Annotated in this window: 13 protein-coding genes and 1 other RNA gene; 4 read left to right on the top strand and 10 right to left on the bottom strand. The window is 53.6% G+C overall.

Features of this window, described 5'->3' with window-relative positions:
• The first annotated feature begins 37 nt into the window (after nucleotides 1-37).
• Nucleotides 38-2,065 carry a hypothetical protein gene (locus tag CEE36_03945; GenBank protein ID TKJ43495.1) on the top strand — a complete coding sequence of 676 codons (2,028 nt, stop codon included), beginning with the start codon at nucleotides 38-40 and terminating at the stop codon, nucleotides 2,063-2,065.
• Nucleotides 2,066-2,122: 57 nt separating this feature from the next.
• On the opposite strand, the gene CEE36_03940 is transcribed toward CEE36_03945, so the two are convergent.
• The 5 genes from CEE36_03940 to CEE36_03920 form a co-directional block, all read right to left on the bottom strand.
• Nucleotides 2,123-4,036 carry a hypothetical protein gene (locus CEE36_03940; protein ID TKJ43494.1) on the bottom strand — a complete coding sequence of 638 codons (1,914 nt, stop codon included), beginning with the start codon at nucleotides 4,034-4,036 and terminating at the stop codon, nucleotides 2,123-2,125.
• Nucleotides 4,037-4,039: 3 nt separating this feature from the next.
• Entirely contained in the window at nucleotides 4,040-5,989 is a 1,950-nt protein-coding gene (locus tag CEE36_03935) for a hypothetical protein (protein TKJ43493.1), read from the bottom strand.
• Between the two features lie 161 nt (nucleotides 5,990-6,150).
• Nucleotides 6,151-7,503 carry a malate dehydrogenase gene (locus tag CEE36_03930; protein TKJ43492.1) on the bottom strand — a complete coding sequence of 451 codons (1,353 nt, stop codon included), beginning with the start codon at nucleotides 7,501-7,503 and terminating at the stop codon, nucleotides 6,151-6,153.
• Nucleotides 7,500-7,961: a cytidine deaminase gene (gene cdd, locus CEE36_03925; GenBank protein TKJ43491.1), complete on the bottom strand. Its 462-nt coding sequence runs from the start codon at nucleotides 7,959-7,961 to the stop codon at nucleotides 7,500-7,502. Before cdd ends, CEE36_03930 begins: the two co-directional genes overlap by 4 nt.
• 185 nt (nucleotides 7,962-8,146) lie before the next feature.
• A complete protein-coding gene (locus tag CEE36_03920) occupies nucleotides 8,147-8,545 on the bottom strand; it encodes a hypothetical protein (GenBank protein TKJ43490.1) in 399 nt (132 codons plus the stop codon).
• Between the two features lie 200 nt (nucleotides 8,546-8,745).
• On the opposite strand from CEE36_03920, the gene rnpB reads away from it, so the two are divergent.
• Together rnpB and CEE36_03910 are read left to right on the top strand one after the other, a co-directional pair.
• Nucleotides 8,746-9,099, top strand: an RNA gene (gene rnpB / locus CEE36_03915) — RNase P RNA component class A.
• Between the two features lie 236 nt (nucleotides 9,100-9,335).
• Nucleotides 9,336-10,016 carry a hypothetical protein gene (locus tag CEE36_03910; protein TKJ43489.1) on the top strand — a complete coding sequence of 227 codons (681 nt, stop codon included), beginning with the start codon at nucleotides 9,336-9,338 and terminating at the stop codon, nucleotides 10,014-10,016.
• Between the two features lie 819 nt (nucleotides 10,017-10,835).
• Here CEE36_03910 and CEE36_03905 read toward each other — a convergent pair.
• The 3 genes from CEE36_03905 to CEE36_03895 are packed head-to-tail and all read right to left on the bottom strand — an operon-like array spanning nucleotide 10,836 to nucleotide 14,810.
• A complete protein-coding gene (locus tag CEE36_03905) occupies nucleotides 10,836-11,963 on the bottom strand; it encodes a hypothetical protein (GenBank protein ID TKJ43488.1) in 1,128 nt (375 codons plus the stop codon).
• Entirely contained in the window at nucleotides 11,878-12,573 is a 696-nt protein-coding gene (locus CEE36_03900; protein ID TKJ43487.1) for an endonuclease, read from the bottom strand. The genes CEE36_03905 and CEE36_03900 overlap by 86 nt, the downstream gene beginning before the upstream one ends.
• A gap of 17 nt (nucleotides 12,574-12,590) precedes the next feature.
• On the bottom strand, nucleotides 12,591-14,810 hold the full coding sequence (locus CEE36_03895) for a penicillin-binding protein (protein TKJ43486.1): 2,220 nt from the start codon (nucleotides 14,808-14,810) through the stop codon (nucleotides 12,591-12,593).
• 318 nt (nucleotides 14,811-15,128) lie between these two features.
• On the opposite strand from CEE36_03895, the gene CEE36_03890 reads away from it, so the two are divergent.
• Nucleotides 15,129-16,415 carry an AAA family ATPase gene (locus tag CEE36_03890; protein ID TKJ43538.1) on the top strand — a complete coding sequence of 429 codons (1,287 nt, stop codon included), beginning with the start codon at nucleotides 15,129-15,131 and terminating at the stop codon, nucleotides 16,413-16,415.
• Nucleotides 16,416-16,561: 146 nt separating this feature from the next.
• Here CEE36_03890 and CEE36_03885 read toward each other — a convergent pair whose 3' ends face one another.
• Together CEE36_03885 and CEE36_03880 are read right to left on the bottom strand one after the other, a co-directional pair.
• Nucleotides 16,562-17,725, bottom strand: a complete 1,164-nt coding sequence (locus CEE36_03885; protein ID TKJ43485.1) for a hypothetical protein — start codon at nucleotides 17,723-17,725, stop codon at nucleotides 16,562-16,564.
• A complete protein-coding gene (locus tag CEE36_03880; protein TKJ43484.1) occupies nucleotides 17,722-19,008 on the bottom strand; it encodes an adenylosuccinate synthase in 1,287 nt (428 codons plus the stop codon). The genes CEE36_03885 and CEE36_03880 overlap by 4 nt, the downstream gene beginning before the upstream one ends.
• Nucleotides 19,009-19,011 lie beyond the last annotated feature (3 nt).

Here is a 19,011-nt window from a genome sequence, read left to right as displayed (position 1 = left end):
TAAGTTATGATATTTAGATGGACAAAAGGAGGTGTATATGTTCATCTTTGTGTTTCTGACCCTTTTTTCGGCCCAGCCGCAGTGGTACTGGGTCGACGAGACCGAGCGTATAAGCCTGGGGCTTACCTTTAACCAACAACAACTGGAGTTCGTGGATGTGGACCTTGACGGCGATGAAGATATGATACGCCTTGGCAAGGAGTTCGGTGATTCCCTCGAAGCATTCGAGAATATCCTTACCTCCAGAGGCAGACAATGGAAGGCGAACCAGGAACTTCTTAACGGAATCGTTTTTGAACCACCTCTTCAAGGAGTGATACATTCCTTAGGGGTAGGCGATCTTAATGCAGACGGAAGAGATGAAATCGTGATCTCGATGGAGAAGGGCTGGTCTCGCCTCATGTTCGTCTTTGTTAACAAGGGAAAGCCAGGCGAACCTCTATGGGAACTTGACACCACACTCTTTGACAAGGAGTGGGTCATAAGACCCGACTTTGCCGACATAGACGAGGATGGAGATCTGGATATGATGGGGTATATGTGGGTAGAGGAGGATTCCCCACTACCAGCCTTGTGGTGGAATGCCGGCACTCCCGAGAAGCCATCATGGGAACTCGATAGCTCCTACTTCGGATACTGGCCAGCGCTGCCCGCGCTTCAATGGATAGACTGGGACAAAGATGGTGTCTGGGATGTACTGACAGGAGAATGGCTTGCTGTCGACCCTCGTCCAGATTGGGTGTACTTCACTGTCTGGCACAATAAGGGTTCTGCCCTCTCCCCTGAATGGGACACCATTCACCTCTTTTTAAGAAACGAGATAAAGGAACTTGAAATCCTCGATTGGAACCAAGACGGGGTTGAGGATATCATCTACCCCGGATATGATTGGGACGAAGGCTATCACTACATCCCAGGCAGACTTACGTCCGAAGGAATCGCTTACGACGCACGGCCCATCGTTTGGGGAGGAATTCTGGGGCACTATCCAGCCGCAGCCGACCTTGATGCCGATGGAATACCTGAGTTGGCTGTGGCTGAACAGGAATACCAAGAAGACCCCTTCGGACCCGGCTATCTATTCCCCTACTTCAGGCATCACTCCTCTGCGAACGAAGACGGCACCCTTTGGCAAGTAGATACGCATTACCGCTATTGGGAATGGAACGTACATATTCCTATCTCTAATGGACACCTGCAATACGTAGACTTCAGCCAAGACGGTCTTGTTGACTACGTAATAAACATCATCAAGGAGGACGATGAATCCAACTACATCGGTTCCCACATCCTTCACCGTAACCAGGGCACGAAAGAGGAACCTGAATGGGTCGCAGACAGCAATGCGCTTAAGGAGTTACCTCCGCTTTTCCCCTCATGCTTCCTTGACGTGGACGGCGACGGCGACATGGACTTAATCGGTGAGCTTACCGCCGACTATGAGGATTCAACCGTAGTAGGCTTTATCAACACAGGCTCTGATGAGGAACCTATCTATGAATACCATCACGATTTTATAACAGGCCTGCCCAGTTCTGGAATCATCTTTTTAACGCCAGGAGATTTAACCGACAACGAATTAGACCTGCCCGATCTCACAGTCAATACCGGATACCAGGGGTTGGTTGCATACTTTAATTCCGGTCAGGATAATCCTCGCTGGCATAAGCACGAGGAGGTATTCAAGAGTCTCGGAGTCAGCGGCAACCCTTGTCTCTGCGATGCTGATGAAGACGGTGATCTTGACCTCTACCTCGTTCAAGGAGGCAGACTGCGCTACTATCGCAACGAATCAACAGGCGGGATCGCCGAGTCGCCTGACAGACCACCCTCCGTCACCACATCCCTTATCGGCCATGAGGTTGAAGTCAAACTGACCGTTGGAACGGATTCAGACAAAGCAACGCTTCTCCTCTACAACGTTGCCGGGCAGCGCATCGCGGAGTACTCTCGAAGGATCGAGGATGGAGAAGCAAGCTTTCGGATCGTGCAGCAGCCGGGTGTCTACTTCTACCGATTAGACGTGGAGAATCAAGAATTCAGAGGGAAGATAGTCATCTACTAGGTTCTGGAATTAACTGAAGGGATAAGGAAGGGCGGGGCTGTCCTGCGTTAGTTTATCTCATCGGATGAGAACTACTCGATGCGTCTGTGAGGGGAGACTCAAAACCCTCAGGAAGTAGACCCCGCCGGGCAAATGCCCAAGATCCAAGGAACCGCTTTCCTTGATATCTGACCAAGTTTCAATCTGGCGGCCTGAGACGTCGTAGAGCACCAGATCAATCCGCTTATGGAAATCCAACGTGTACTCCAGCAAGCCACTACAGATGGTTGAGCAGACAAAACCTGAACCATCATCCGGGTTCTTCTCGGCTATACCGGATACCTCAATCTCGCAGAGCAGATTGCCGTGTGGATCGAAGATAACTCCATCAGGTGCACCGCCTATTGTAACCTCAAAACTTTGATCTTCGAGGCTGTCAATGAACGAAACGAAGCTGGTATCTGCACTTTCAATGAGACCGAACTCAACCGGCATTCGAAATATTGGAACATCAGGCGGCCAGCTCTGGGTCTGACGCAATCTCATGATTACCCGTACAGAATCGCCTGTCGGCTCAACACCCCAGCTGATTAGATATTCAGGATGGCCAGGAGCCCTGAGCCACTGGTTAAAGAACCAGGAGTAGTCTTGCCCTGTGACTTCGTCCACCACCGCCTCGAAGTCCTCGCTCAATGCGGTGGAATCCTGATAACGCTCGCCGTAGGTTCGCAGGATGCTAAAGAACTCGTCATCTCCTACAATCCGCCGCAGCATGTGCAGAACGGCGGCAGGCTTCTCGTATGTAAGAGGAGAGTAGATCTCCGACCAGGGTGGATCAAGTATGGGATAGCGCCTTGATTGGAAGTCGCCGAGATACCCGCCCGCAATCTCCCGCTCATAGTACTCCTGATATGCGTCAGCGCCGTCGCGGTGCTCGATCCATAAGGCTTCACAGTAGGTGGCAAAACCCTCGTTAAGCCACATGTGCTTGAGCTTACGGCAGGTTATCGCATTGCCCCACCAGGAGTGAGAAAGCTCATGGGCAACGATAACGTCCCAGTCACCCCACGGGATATTGGTGTTGATGTGGGTGCAGGTCTGGTTCTCCATGGCACCCCGTACAGGGAAATGAACGTGAGCATACTTCTCGTCAAGGAAAGGATAAGAATAGAAGAGCTCGGAGAAGTACTCCACTATCTCATTCACCCGCATAAGCTTAGGGGTAACCTGGGCGGAGTCCTTGGCAAGCACCCAGTGGTAGATGGGTAGCGGTGTGCCGTCGATCGAGGCAGTATCTGTGGTTAGTGCGTAGTTCTTCGATGCGGCGAACGCGATGAGGTAGGTGGCGATGGGGTGGAACTCCTGCCAATGGAAGGTCCAGTTTGAACCCGAACGATCAGCCGAGGCAAGCGTACCGTTTGATATAACCTCGTAGCCTGCGGGAACGGTAACCTCCATCTGGCTGGTTGCCTTATCAGCCGGATTATCCTGGCATGGGAACCAGTATTTGGCAGCCCAGGGTGCGTTACAGGTGTAGGTAACCGCTGTGTCAGCGTCACTTCCGTCAATCACAAGCCCCTCACCAAATACGCTTGAAGCAGGGGTAGGTGCTCCGTGGTAGGAGATATCCAAGACAATCTCTTCACCTGCTGAAGCGGTTCGACCCAGGGATAACACAAGGAAGGAATCAACACGCTCAAAGGAACGAGACTCGCCTCCTTCTTTGATCTCGGAGACCTCCATCCCCACAAAATGCAACATCAGGGAATCTGTAGATTCCAGCATACTGAGGGTGATCTCTGTGTTAGCGGAAAGTGTCTCGGCTGGGATATCAACATCAAAGGCGAGCTTATAGTGCTGGATGTCATAGGCAATGCTCGTATCTTCTAAAACGAAATCCGCGAACTCCATAACCGGATGGTGCTCCAACCCGCTTCGCTCTTTGGGCCACCAGGCAGTGAGGATAAGTAAAAGGTTTACCAATGCTCTCATGGCTTACCTGATCTTGACAGTCTTTACCGACGTATAAGAACCGCTGGCCTGCCCCAGGCGAACGAAGTAAACACCGGAAGCGAGATCTGCAAGTGGATAGACCCGGTAGAACTCCCTGGAGCGACCTTTGTAGAACAGTCTGACTCGACGACCAGCGGCATCATAAAGAGCAAGGCTTACGAACTGAGCCTGCGGCTGGCTGAAGCGAACGTGCATGAGATCGGTGAACATATCGTCTGCGGAGAGCGTCAAAGGTGCTGTTCTATCGACCGGTTTCTCTTCAACACCCGGCCGAGGCACATCGTCAATGTCGTCGTGATAGGTTATCTCGCATAGTACCTTGCTACGAGGGCCCAAGCGGAAGGAATCTGGCTCTCCCTCGATTTCAACACTGAATCGCTGATAACCGAGGCTGTCTGTGATGGTCTCAACCGTTGTGTCACTTCTGGAGTAAATATAGATCTCTAAAGGCATCCGGAATGGGAAATAATGTTTGCTCTGATCCTGCATCTGGGAGATAGCAAACTCCACATCGTAAGTGTTACCCGATTTAGGGGCAACTCTCCAGCCGATCTCGTAGTGGGGGTGTCCCGGTCCGTATATCCAGGCGTCAAAGAACCAGTCAAGGTCCTGGGCTGCCACCTCTTCCATTACATCCTGGAAGTCGTCGGTGATAACAGCCTCGTTTGCGTTGCGCCACGCGTAGGTGTTGAGGCCCGCGAAGAAGATTGAATCGCCTAAAACCTGCCTCAGCATGTGCATAACGCTTCCACCCTTCTCGTAGGTAGTCACCCCAAAGAGATCACCCCACGGCGGATCGTAGATAGGATGGCGCTGACCGTATTCAAGATAGAGATCCATTATCCAACGAGCGTAGGCGTCGTAGCCCTCCTGACCGTATTTTTCCTCCCACCACAGAACCTCGCAGTATGTGGCAAATCCCTCGTTGAGCCACAGATCGGCCCAGGTGGCACAGGTAAGCCAGTCGCCCCACCAATCGTGAGAGAGCTCGTGTGCGATCACAGGATCCCATGTGGTTCCCCAGTTCTTGAAGGTGTTGATGAATGTGCAGGTGGTGTTTTCCATGGCTCCACCTATTGGAGCATGGACCTGATCGTACTTCTCATCGGCAAAGGGGTAGGGCGGGAAGATATCGGAGAAGTATTCCACTATTCCGGGGGTGCAATCAAACTTATTCGCTACATTGTGGCTTTCAAGCATCCAGGTTCTCATGGGAACTTCGATCGCATCCACAGTGGCGAAGGTATCCTTTGTGACGTAGTGCTTACTTGTGGCAAAGGCGATAAGATAGGTAGGCTGGGGATAGTGCTCGCGCCAGGTATATGTCCACCAGTTTCCATTCTTTTCCAAGGATTCAAGGGTTCCGTTGGCTACGAGTTTATAATCGCGTGGCACGGTGATATGCTGGGTAAACGTTGCCTTGTCCGAGGGTTCGTCGTAGCATGGAATCCAGTTCCGCGCCCCTTGCGGTTCACAGTTGGTGTAGGTAACCAATTCGTCTATGTAGAGGCCCTGCCCCCGTTGAATCGGTTTCCCATGATAGCTGATGGTAAGCTCAAGGGTATCGCCTGCCGATACCTCTCTGCCCATGGCTATCTTTAAATCTCCGCCTATGACGGACTCCCATTCGAGTGGGTTAGAACCTTCCTTTACCTCCTCCACCGTGAGTGCCCAGTGGAAGTTCAGACCCATGGTGTCCAGATCATCCGAAAGCACCTCAAACTGAATACCTACATCTGCCCAGATGGTGTCCGCGGGTATATCTACGGTCATATCTATATCGTAGTCAAGAACGTCGAAGTCGTGCCCCTCATCCCAGTAATCGCCAGGTATCATAATTCTCTGGCTAACCTTCTCCTGCTTGTGAAGGAGCATATGCTGCTCGAGCGTAGGAAGCGGCACGGCGGCGACCAAAAGTAAAAACAGATTCATCTCGCTCCTTTATTTGTGTTTAAAATCCCTAGAGGATAGTTTAATGGAGGGATCATGTTTGTCAATATACTACCTGATTAAAGGTGAAAGGCCAGCCTGTGGGCTGGCCTTCTTATTCTCACTGCGATCTTTTGTCCCAAGGGGACGAAAGGAGCACTTAACTATTCCTCTTTATACTCAGGTATATAACCTTCCTTCATGAGAAGTTGGACAGAGGAGCGTGCGTTGCGGATCGTCTCCTCCGCCTCTTTGAGCAACTGCTCACGGGTGACGTCTGCGCGAAGCGCCACCCCTTCCTCGACGGCCTGCATACCGACGGCTGCGGCCTCGCGCGGGAAGACCTCCCACTCGTCCATGGAGGGGATGATGTAGTCCTCCGTAAGACCTTTGTCCTCGGCGACCTTTGCAAGCTCCTTGGCTGCGGCGATGCACATGCCATCGGTGATGGTTCTGGCGCGCACGTCAAGGGTTCCGCGGAAGATGCCGGGGAAGCCAAGCGAGTTGTTGACCTGATTTGGGAAATCGGAACGTCCGGTTGCGACCACTCGAGCACCCGCCTCCTTGGCCTCCCAGGGCCAGATCTCAGGCACCGGGTTGGCACAGGGAAATACGATCGGGTCTGCGGCCATGGCCTTGATCCACTCTGGCAATATGACGCCGGGACCGGGCTTGGATGCACCAACCACCGCATCGGCGCCGCGCATGGCATCTGCAATACCCCCCTTGACTTGCTCGCGGTTGGTGATCTGAGCAAGCTCCCACTTCTGTTTGTACTTCTCTGCAAGCTCGGTGCGTTCCTTATGGATAATGCCCTTGGAATCCACCAGGATCATATTCTCCGGGTTGAAACCACCGGTGATGCACACGTGAGCGGCACGGATGTTCGCGGCACCGGCTCCCAGGAAGACCAGCTTAATATCGGCAATCTTCTTGCCCACCAGCTTAACGGCGTTGATGAGTCCGGCGTAGATTATCGCAGCCGTGCCCTGCTGGTCGTCGTGCCACACAGGGATGCGGGCGCGCTTTCTGAGCTCATCCAGAACGTCGAAACACTTGGGCTGAGAGATATCCTCCAGGTTGATGCCGCCGAATGATGGCTGAAGAAGGAGCACCGTCTCGATGATCTTGTCCGGGTCCTTGGTATCAAGACAGATGGGGAAGGCATCAACACCGCCCAGGTATTTGAAGAGAAGTCCTTTACCCTCCATCACCGGCAGCCCGGCCTCGGGGCCGATGTCACCCAGACCAAGCACCCGCGTGCCGTCCGAGACCACCGCCACCATGTTCCCCTTGTTGGTGTGTTCAAACACCTTTTCCGGGTGGTCGCGGATATCCAGACACGGCTTGGCCACGCCAGGCGTATACCAGATGGCGAAGTCGTCCATGTTACGCACGCAGCACTTGGCCATCACCTGCACCTTGCCCTGATAGAATGGGTGCATCTTCATCGCGTCCTTGCTCGGCTTCTCGGCCTTAGCAAGGAGTTCGTCGACGTTCTTTTGCTCCATTATCATGTCTCCTTTGGCTTTAGTTTAAATCTTTCTGGCAGCAGCTGGTTAAGTGAATACCAGCACTGTTTGTCTTCAGTGAATAAAAGGATCGGTATGCCATCCGCAAATTCAGATATCACCGCAAGGCACGCCCCGCAGGGAACGGAAGGCTCTTCTGTAGAAGTATAGATAGCGATTGCAGCGATACTCCTCTCACCTGCGGTAACTGCCGCAGCTACAGCAACACGCTCGGCACATATGGTAAGCCCGTAGGATGCGTTCTCCACGTTGGTGCCGGAATAGATGCGACCGCTTTCTGCTAAAACCGCTGCTCCCACGGGAAAGTTGGAGTAGGGGGAGTAGGAGTTCGCTGACGCGTCCCTTGCTGTTTGCTTGAGGTTCTCAACTACCTGCTCAGGAAGCAACGATTTCCCCGCCGATTGGACTTGGGGGTTACTACCGGTTTGTGAGTCCGGCAACATATTGTCAAGAAGATACGCCAATTCCTTACATTGTCAAGCAATTTCACCCCACTCGAATACAAGGTATTCGAGCGGGGACCCCGGGATAAATGCTCCTTTTACCCTTCGGCAAAAAGATCGCAGGGAAAACGTAGGGGCCGACTTTAGCGTTTCTAAACGCCGCTTCGCGTAAGTCGGCACGCTTACTATCTTATGAGAACAACCTTCTGTGTTTTGGATGACGCATCCCCCTCAACCCGGGCAAAATACACGCCGGAGGGGAGGTGGGAGGAGGGCGGGGAGGGCGTCCAGATGCCCTTGCCCTGGATGGTCTCGGTAAGCACCTTCCGGCCGTCGGCGGAGTAGAGGGTAAGCCGGGCTTCGCCTGGGACATCGTATGAGAGCCGGTTGAGGGAGGCCTCAAGCTTGATTGGTGATGCTGGCTCAGGTGAGGACTCCGAGATCCCAACCCCCATGTCCCAGTCGGTGATCAAGGCGAAGGCCTCGAAGATGGTGTCGGTGTTAAGACGGGAATACACCCACACGATCCGGTCCTCGCACACCGCAACCGCGGCGATGAGGAGGAGTTTTTTTGATTTGGACATGATGTCCTCCTTTGTTTGGTTTATTTACGTGCATGGGAACCCCTCAGGGATTCCCCCGTATCCAAATATACGCAAAAAAATCTTGTCAAGTGGTTTCAAGTCAATTTAAATCTTTTACAAAAAAGTAGTATCAAATTACTGAGGTGAGGAGACAACCGCTCTTGCTTGACAAACCTTATGCGGAGGCTAGAATATCTTGTCCGGTGGGCCAGGTGGTCGCTCTGCCTTCGGGGCGGAGAGGAAAGTCCGAACTCCACAGGGCAGGGTGCCGGCTAACAGCCGGAAGGGGCAACCCTTGACCAGTGCCACAGAAAACATACCGCCTGTTCCCGCAGGTAAGGGTGAAAAGGTGCGGTAAGAGCGCACCGCCTGGGTGGTAACATCCAGGGCACGGTAAACTCCACCCGGAGCAAGGCCAAGCAGGGGGGCGGCGGCCCGTCGACTGGACGTAGGTCCTGACCCCTCGGGTAGGCTGCAGGATGCCCGCGGCAACGCGCTGGCACTAGACAGATGACCGCCCTAGACAGAATTCGGCTTACAGGCCCACCGGACCCTTAATGCTCCTTTTGCCCTTTGGGCAAAAGATCGCAGCGCTCATAACATAAGGCACAGGGTGGAGAGCCAGCGAGACTTCAAAAATTCCGGAGCATTCAGCGTAACCCAGAAAATAACAAATCTATCGTTGTCTAAGTGATGCTTGGAGCCGGTCCTCGCATAGGTTTCGCCGCCACCGTTTACCTAGGTAAGGTCAGGGAGATTGACAACGCCTGCCGCTACCTTATAATTCTGCATGGGTGTAATTACATTGCTTCTACTGGGAGGTTTTGCCCGGCAAGAGCTAAATTTTGCTCAAAAAAATCTAGGGGCCTTACTGGCAGGTCAGGATCTGGCATGTGCCCTCAGAGCCCAAGAGGGATTTGCGGCAACGATTCATGTTCTGGAGCTCAGGGATCGCTATGAAGGGTTCACAACTATTCTAAAACCCCAGGTCGGTATGCGGAAGGGGATCTTTTGCTTCTCGATCGGCTATCTGCTTTCTCCACTATCCGCAGGAGACCTGACAGGCGTTCCATTATGCGCGGATGTGAGCGCAGGCATCAACCCGAGCAAACATCTCTTTGTTCGCCCCCGCGTCTCGCTCCTTGGACCCGCAACATTCTACGCGGATGACCCCTACGAGAGCTACGCTACCTTCTTGACCGCTGGAGGAGGAGCCGACATCCTCTACGATCCATTCAGCTCCTGGCGGATCAAGCCCGTGCTGTCGCTAGGTGGAAGTGCAGGCTACGCCTTCGGACGCTTGATCGCCGAGATCACTCAACACGAAGAGCCACTAAAGGGATTCGGAGTGGCAGCTAATGCTTCGTTCTCCCTTCTCTACTCAAGAGAATCGTGGAGCACAGCCCTTGAAGCAAGGATTAGCTACGGCGGACGGTTGAATCCAGGCTTATCCTTCTCTTTCCTATGGTAGCTATACTCCTCTCTCTGACACTTACATCTCAGGCGGTGACGGTTGGTATGCCGTTCCTGAAGCTCGGGGTGGGAGCGCGTCCTGTGGCGATGGGTGAGGCGTTCACCGCGGTCGCAGACGACGCCAACGCTATGTTCTGGAATCCCGCAGGAATGGGTATGATGAAAGGGATGGACGTCTCATTGATGTTCATGAATCTATATGGGGATGTAGGCTACGCAAGCGGCGCAACGGTTTTTCCAATTGAACGAAAGGGACGGGCAAGCATGGGAGTTGCCGCGGCATATCTCTCGGCTACAGACACACTTCGAGACGAAGAGGGTAGAACCCAAGGGGAATTCTCCCTCTACGACGTCCTGGGATCGGCAGGGGTAGGATGGCAGCTGAATCGCTACGTTTCGCTGGGTGCTTCAGCGAAGTTTGTAGCCTCAAAGATATACAACTACCATGCCTACTCGCTCCTGGGGGACTTCGGGCTAAAGGTGAAGCCGACCAAATACCTCTACTTAGGCCTTGTGCTTCAGCATCTGGGAACCCCAAGGCGATTCATTTATGATATTGAGTTTGCCCCCACCACTGTGCGAGGAGGGCTGGCCCTGCTCTTCCCATTAAAAGGCAGCCATCTTCTCTTCGCCTCTGACCTTGTCTGGCCTATTGATGATCCGCCCACCGTTTGTTTAGGAGGAGAGCTTAAGATATACCTCTCGCCTGAGGGTAGCACGGGCTCATCAGGTCTTGCCATCAGAGGTGGTTATCGTTCAGGCTATCATCTTGGCACGTGGGGAGGTTTCAGCTTCGGCCTGGGCTACGAGTATGAGTTTACCAAAGTGCTTCACTTAACGTTGGACGCGGTCTACTTCTCGTATGGATTTCTGGGAGGCTCGGAACGTCTCTCACTCGGAGTGAACTTCCGCCCCAACTGAGCGCCTCGAAGGCCGGCAGGTATTTGCCGGCGGCATTCCAGATGAAGAAACCGTCCGATCCTGCAGCAAGAGAACCCAACATCTGGTCGAAGATATATTGCGGACCGAAACGCGGGGCACGCCACGAGAACCCCTGAACGTAAGTCACTATACGTGCGTTTGAGGAGCCCATGAGATTGTAAGCACTCTCCACGCTCGTGTAGTAAACCCAGAAATCCCTGTCAGGTTCACCCTTAAGGAACTGCGGAGAGAAGTGGGAAGGATACAGCATAGGGCAGATGTAGTCAACGTGTCTGGCTATCCTTGAAAGCTCCTGGCCTTCCAGCTTAAGGGCACGCCAGGCCGCGTAGCCGAAGACGTCCACCGAAAGCGGCACCGTGATGCCTTCTCGCATCATCTTTAAAAACCCCTCTATGGCCTCCTCCTTGATTCTTCCCTTGCGCCCGTAGAAGACACAGGATAGCACGTCGCCGTCTGTAGGAAAACGCACGTAGTCCAGTTGAATCTCATCAAACCCTATCTCCTCAAGCTCCCTGGCTATAGAGATATTGTAGGACCAGGTCCGCTCGTCGAAAGCGTTTAACCAGTAAGCTCCGCCCTCATCCGCCCAGATACCGCCCCCGCTGTGGTAGACCGCGAAGTTGGAATAGTTGCAAGCATAATCATCCTTAAAGCAAACGATCCTTGCTATGACCCTGACGTTGTGATTGTGCATGCGTCGGATCAACGAATCCACATCAAAGATCGGCCTTATCGCTCCGCAGGATCGGGCTATCGGGTTCTTGGAAGGATAACGAAGTAGCCCGAAGTCGTCCTTCATATCGACTACTACCGCGTTCAGATCACTGCGGTCTGCCGCCTTTTCTATCCTTTGAAGCAGCCACTCCTGATGTGCGCTGTAGGGCGAAAGGTAAAGACCGCGGATGTATTCCTGCCCCTCAAGCAAAGAGGGGGCAATCAGTACAGCGAGCACTGCGGCGGCAATGCTCCTTGCCCAACCGAACGATGAGCGCGTGGTACTCATTGTAGATTTCACTCCTTCGAGGAAGCGCGTCCTCGAACATAAAGCGGATCTCTTCGTAGGAAGTTTGATCGGTGATCATACCGTGGCGCAAAAGCAGTCTGCGTGTGTAGGCGTCCACTACGAAGCAAGGAAGATCAAAGCCGTAAAGAAGGATGGAATCCACGGTCTCAGGTCCCAGACCATTCAGCTCAAGCAGCCTTTCACGCCAGAGCATGACCTGAGACCCAGGTATCTTCCAGGGCGGTGAACCTAGATTATCTGCAAGGAACCCCATGAGACGATGCAGACGTTTGGATTTCTGCCTAAAGTAGCCTGATGGTCGAATCGCCTCTGCAAGTTCAGGAAGTGGTAGTTCGAGAAGGGCATGAAGTGAGTCTGAAGAATCTTCAAGAAGCCTTCGGGATTTGAGGTTGGCTACAGCCTGAGCGACGTTCTTCCAGTTGGTTGCCTGTGCCAAAAGCGCACCGGCTATGATCTCGGTTTGAGTATCAGCAGGCCACCAACCTTGAGGTCCCCAACGTTCAAAAAGCTTCTCGTAGGCCCTGCCAAGATCAAAAGGATGAAGTTTGAAAGGATCCTTTCCCGAAGCGGGCGTAGTGGTAGGCGACATAAGAGAGTTATAAGGAGCTAATAATCAACGATATTACTCTGAACAAAGCCCCCGGCGTTGCGCCGGTCAAGCCGGTAGAACTGCTCGCGTGAACCGCCCCTGAGCTTTTGCAAACGGTGGTACTGGCAGTACATGGTGGGATCGGTTCCGGAAAGGAAGTACTCGGTGCGGGAGCGAGGGCAATCAGGTGTGGCAAGCTGTCCGGTAAGCGTACATATGGTACGGGTCACTATCCCTTCGGGCATCTTGAAGGTGGAAGGTGGCATACTCTCGGTTACTGCCTTCATGAACGCAGCCCAGATAGGAGCGGCACACGAACCGCCAGAAGCACCACGGTAGATCGTCTGCTTGCGGTCAAAGCCAACCCAAACGGCACAGGCAATCTCCGGGGTGAACCCAACGAACCAGCCGTCCGTAAAGTCATCCGTCGTCCCTGTCTTGCCTGCAGCAACCCGGGTGAAGCCGCGTCGCCTGATTCCCATGGCCGTACCTGCGTTGATCACACTCTGCATCATGGAGGTTACAAGGAAGGAGGTCTGTGGAGATAGAACCTGTTCGCCCTGCTGGGGGAACCACTCCTCGATGATCTCGCCGTCCCTGGAAATGATCCGACGGATGAAGACAGGTTCCACCCTGTAGCCCTGATTCGCCAGGGTGCAGAAGGCGGTTGCCATCTCAATCGGAGCAACTTCAACAGTACCAAGGCCAATCGAGAGCACCGGTTTGAGCGGGGAGGTAATGCCCATCTTGTAAGCATACTCGACAACGATCTCAGGGCCGACGTACCGTGTAAGACGCACCGCAACAAGGTTACGGGATTGTGCCAACCCCTCTCGCAAGGTCATGGGTCCGTAGAACTTACGATCCCAGTTGGCAGGAGCATACAGCGAACGCCCTGTTCGTACAAGCACAGGCGCATCGAACTCCACGTCCCCTGGAGTAAAACCGTTGTCTATCGCGGCGGTGTAAACGAAAGGCTTGAATGAGGAACCAGGCTGACGTTTCGCCTGTACGGCCCTATCAAACGAGCTCTGCTTGTAGTCCCTGCCTCCCACAAGCGCCAGAACCTCGCCTGTGTGGACATCCATGGTCACGAGTGCCGCCTGAAGATATTTGGGCGCCTCGCTCTCGTCGGTGAACGCCACCGTATCGTAGTCAGCCTTGAGGACCTTGAGGTTCTTCTCGCTCTCAATCTTCAAAAGCTGCGTCTCCAGCGCCTTGTTGGCTACACGCTGCATCCCAAGATCAAGTGTGGTATAGATGTAGACACCCTCCCGATAGATCAAGCCGGAGCCGTATTTACGCTCAAGATAACGCCTGATCTCTTCTACGAAGTAAGGGGCCTCGTCGGGAGGCAGCCTGCGCGGGGCTAGTTTGATCTGTGCAGCAATCTGTTTATCCCGTGTCTTCTTATCTGTCTTGCCCATCTCGTAAAGGGCGTTTATGAAGCGATCGCGTCGTATCCTGGCACGTTCAGGATGCTCGTAAGGCGAGTAGTGGCTGGGAGAGCGTGTAAGGCCTGCAATAAGACAAAACTCGTCGATGGAAAGCTCGGACAGATGCTTGTCGAAGAACCTCTGAGCCGCGGCCTCGACACCGTATGCGCCGTGACCAAAGTAGACCTGGTTCAGGTACATCTCAAGTATCTCATCCTTTGCATACATCTTCTCAAGCTGCACCGCAAGCATCGCTTCCTTTATCTTCCGCATGAGGCTCTTCTCGAAGGTAAGGAACATGTTCCGCGCAAGCTGCTGGGTGATGGTACTCCCGCCCTCGACGATACGACCGGCGGCTATATTCTTAAGGAAAGCCCGGAAGATATCGGGAAAACTCACTCCCCAGTGCCTGTAGAAACGCTTATCCTCGACTGTCACGAAAGCATCCACCATAAGCACAGGCATACTGTCCAAGGGGATGGGATCGCGGCGCTCAACGTAAAACTCGTAGATCAAGCTGTCGTTGCGATCGAACACCTTTGTGGTCAGGGGAGGCCTATAGGTCTGAAGCGAAACCGGATCAGGCAGATCTTGTTTGGCAACCGAAAGGACAACAATCCCTATGCCTGCAAGGAAAGCGTAGATAAATGCAGGAACCCCTAAGCCAAAGAAGAGCCATCCCTTGCGCGAGATCCGAGGTAGATTCCTCGATAATCCGCGCCTTAGCCTAGATTTGCTTGGGCCATGCTTTAGCCTCGGCGGGGCCTGGGTTGCGGGAAGATGACCCTTTTCTTGCTCCATTCTCGTTTAGACGCTCCTTTGATTTAAAAGTTAACCTAACTTCAAGCTTTAGTATTATCTCTCAACCCTAAAGTCTAACGCGCATACCCCTTATGTCAACCCGTACCCGTAACACCCCCGTAACACTCCCACCTTGCTCACAGAAACGGCAGAAAGTTGCCTGAAATCGTCAGGATTGAGGCGTTTAATCGACAACCCAACCTATCCACCGAGAGGAATTTGACTATGCCGCTTCCTCATCTATAATGGAACGTGGATCTTTTTGCAAGCAAAGAATCTTCTCCAGACGAGGGCTCGCAGGCACCGCTCGCGGAAAGGATGCGTCCGCGTAACCTGGACGAGTTCGCGGGACAACAGCATCTTGTCAGCAAAGGCAGACCATTAAGGAAGTTGATTGAGACGGACAACATACAATCAATGATCTTCTGGGGGCCTCCGGGTTCGGGTAAGACGAGCCTTGCTTTTGTTATCGCCAAACTGGTGGACGCCGATTTCATCGCCAAAAGTGCGGTAGCCGCAGGGATCAAGGATGTGCGTGAGATCGTGCAGCGTGCAAAGCTTGCCTGGAAGGCTCATAAACGCAAAACCATCCTCTTTTTAGACGAGATACACCGGTTCAACAAGGCGCAGCAGGATGGGTTCCTGCCGCACGTGGAGCGGGGAACGATCACTCTGATCGGCGCCACCACCGAGAACCCCAGCTTTGAGGTCATAGGCCCGCTACTCTCAAGATCAAGGGTCTTCATATTCAATCCTCTGGAGGAAGAGGATCTCAAAAAGATCCTGCTCCAGGCGATAACCGATGAGCGCGGCCTGGCAGGGATGAAACCTGAAGCCTCGGATGAGGTACTCGACTTCATCATCAAAATCTCTGACGGAGACGCACGCCGTGCGCTCAACGCGATTGAGGCCGCGGTGCAGGTGACCGAACCGGACAAAAACGGAAAAAGGATCATCACTAAAAAGACAATCGAGGCGGTGCTTGAGCGCAAGTTTTTGCTCTACGACAAGGCAGGCGAGGAGCACTACAACCTGATATCGGCGTTCATCAAGTCTCTGCGCGGCTCTGATGCGGACGCCGCGGTATACTGGCTGATGCGTATGGTTGAGTCGGGCGAGGACCCACTCTATCTGGCAAGAAGGATGGTGATCCTAGCTGGCGAGGACATCGGGCTTGCCGATCCCCAAGCACTGGTCGTTGCCAACGCGGCAAAGGACGCAATCCACTTCGTGGGATACCCGGAATGCGTATTCCATCTGGTGGAGGCGGCAATCTACCTTGCACTTGCACCCAAGTCAAACGCCACCCTCAAGGCGATCCAGGCGGCGCGAAAGGACATAGAGGAGACCCAGGCCGAACCTGTGCCTCTGCATCTAAGAAACGCACCAACTGGACTTATGAAGAGACTCGGCTACGGCAAGGACTATCAGTATCCGCACTCCTTTGAGGACGCGGTTGAAGACCAGACATACCGCCCACCCAATGTGGAGGGACATGTGTATTACGTGCCTACCGACAGAGGATTTGAGGCGAGATTAAAGGAAAGGGTTAAAGCCTTACGGGAACGCAAGCGGGCGATGAGGGAAAAACGTAAGAAGAAATAGGATTCCACCCTCCCCCTTACCCCCTCCCGTCAAGGGAGGGGTATTTTGTTTTGGAGCGCAAAGGTCGTCTATTTATTTTGCAAACAGTTGGGCTATGATTTATACCCTCCCCCTCGACGGGGGAGGGTTAGGGTGGGGGTGAGTTCTCAGAGATACCTATCAAGTTCTTTCTTCAAAAGCTCAAGCGCCTTTTCGAACTTTGGCTTATTTGCAGGCATGTTCGGCCAGCGGTTGAGACCTGAAGAGTGTGGCATAACCAGGACGAAGACCTTGCGTCCCCAGATACGTTTTTGGATCTTCTTCCCTACGAGGTTCATGCCCGCATTCTTACCCAGGACGGTCTTGGCGGCGATTGAGCCAATCAGGACAAGGAGTTTGGGACGGGCGTGTGAGAACTCGGCTTCCAGCCAGGGAAGGCAGTTTTTCTTTTGATGGGAGGAAGGCGGGGCGTCGTCCTTACCGCTCGGACCAAGTCCGGGATAACACTTGGCCACCGCGGTGACGTAGGCGTTTGATCTGATGAGATCCTCCTCGTAACCCAGATCGGCAAACCAAGACCAAAGCTTGCGTCCCGCCGGGCCGGAGAAAGGTCTGAGCGAGGCAAGCTCATGCCGCCCCGGCGCCTGTCCGATGATCATCAAAGGCCGATTGGCCCCACCCTCAAATATAACCGCAGGATCAAGGAAATCCTCACACGTTCGGCAAGCTCGAAGGTCTGCGGCAAACTGTTCGTAGGATTCTTGTTGTTCGGCCAGGACTCGCTTACGTGCTTCTGAGGAGGGCAAGCAGCCGCAGTAGTCCTGACGGTAGAGGTGGAGTTTCTCTGACCACTCCAGGCTGCGCTTGAACCCCTCCTGCCTCTTGAAATCCTCGGCCAGGAACTCGACTCCGTATCGGGCGGCTAGTTCCTCTCCCATCGTCTTGAGCCAACCAAAGGATTTATGAGGACTGACTGAAAGGGTAGAGGTAAAATAGTCGAACCCTCGCTTGTCTGCCGTTCTTGCCGTCTCCTCCAATCGAAATCTATAACAAATCTCGCACCGTCTCCCCTTTTCAGATTCACCCTCAAGTCCGCGGATAGCATCCTGCCATAGATCAAGATCGTATTCGCCGGCCAAAAGTTCAAACCCCATGGCCTCGGCCACTTTCCTGGTCTCTTCCAGCCGCTTATTGTACTCCTCCATTGGTTCGATCTGGGGGTTGCAGAAGAAGCCGGTGACCTGGAATCGATCTTTCAAACGTTCAAAGACCGAGGTCGCGTCAGGTGCACAGCAGATATGTAAAAGAAGCCGCGGTCTGCGGACACTCATTTAAATGGGAAGTCGGGAAGAACGATGGTGGCTTTGCGATCCTGGCCCACCGAAACGAGCCAGAGCGGGAGATCCAACTCGCGCGAGATACGCTCAAGATAGGCGCGGGCACGATCTGGTAGTTCCTCAAGCGACCGCACACCATCGGTCGGGACTCGCCATCCTTCAATCTCCTCGTAGACGGGCTCACCCGCGTTCTCATCCCACGGCTTGATCTCCTTAGCTATACTACCATCAGCCCTGCGATAACCGATGCACAGCTTGATTACATCAAAGTCATCCAGGACATCCAGCTTGGTAACGGCAAGGCCGTCCACGCCGTTGGAGCGAATAGCGTATCGCAGAAGCGGCAGATCGAGCCAGCCGCAACGACGTCTGCGGCCGGTAGAAGCGCCAAACTCGTTGCCTATCTTTTGCAGTTGAGCCTCCACCTCACCCGTCGCCTCAGTAGGGAATGGTCCGGTGCCTACCCGGGTAGCGTAGGCCTTGGTAAGTCCTATCACCTCACCTATCGACTTGGGTGATATACCTATCCCTGAAGTGATACCGCCGGTTCCGGGATGAGAAGAGGTAACATAGGGGTAGGAGCCGTGATCAATGTCGAGAAGGAACCCTTGTGCCCCTTCAAAGAGAACTTTTTTGCCCTGAGCAAGATATTCCTCAACCACCTCGGCCGCATCGCCCACAAAGGGAGTGATTCGATCCTTTACTCTCAGAAGATCATCCAATATCCCCTGCCTCTCAAAGGGTTCTTGATCAAAGACCTTCTCAAGGATCGGATTCACGTAGCCAAGGAGAACATCTATTCGATCTGAAAGCGAGGGGGAGAAGAGGTCTCCTACCCTGATCCCGTAGCGTGCATACTTCTCCTGATAGCATGGACCGATCCCCCTACCGGTCACGCCTATCTTTGCCTTTCCGCGCGCCTCGTCACGCAGCCGATCCAGAAGCCTGTGATGAGGAAGGATAAGGTGGACGCGAGGATCGATGGTAAGCCGTGAGGCGTACTCTACACCCTCACTGTCAAGATGATCGAGCTCTTCAAAGAGGATTTTGAGATCAAGGACGCATCCGGCAGCGATCCCAACTTTGATTTGTGGATTAAGGATTCCAGCAGGTATCTGGTGGAAGATCCATCTCTTGCCGTTCACCCATACGGTGTGACCGGCGTTCGGCCCGCCCTGACAGCGAACCGCTAGATCAAAGCGGGCCGAGATCCAATCTACCATCTTGCCCTTACCCTCATCACCCCACTGAAGTCCTATGAGGGCAAGGCTGCTCAATTC

This window comes from candidate division TA06 bacterium B3_TA06 (genome assembly GCA_005223075.1).
In the GTDB taxonomy this organism is placed as follows: Bacteria; Hydrothermota; Tepidihabitantia; order B3-TA06; family B3-TA06; genus B3-TA06.
Note: the sequence above shows the minus strand (reverse complement) of the source record. Positions and strands in the feature narration are given on the sequence as shown.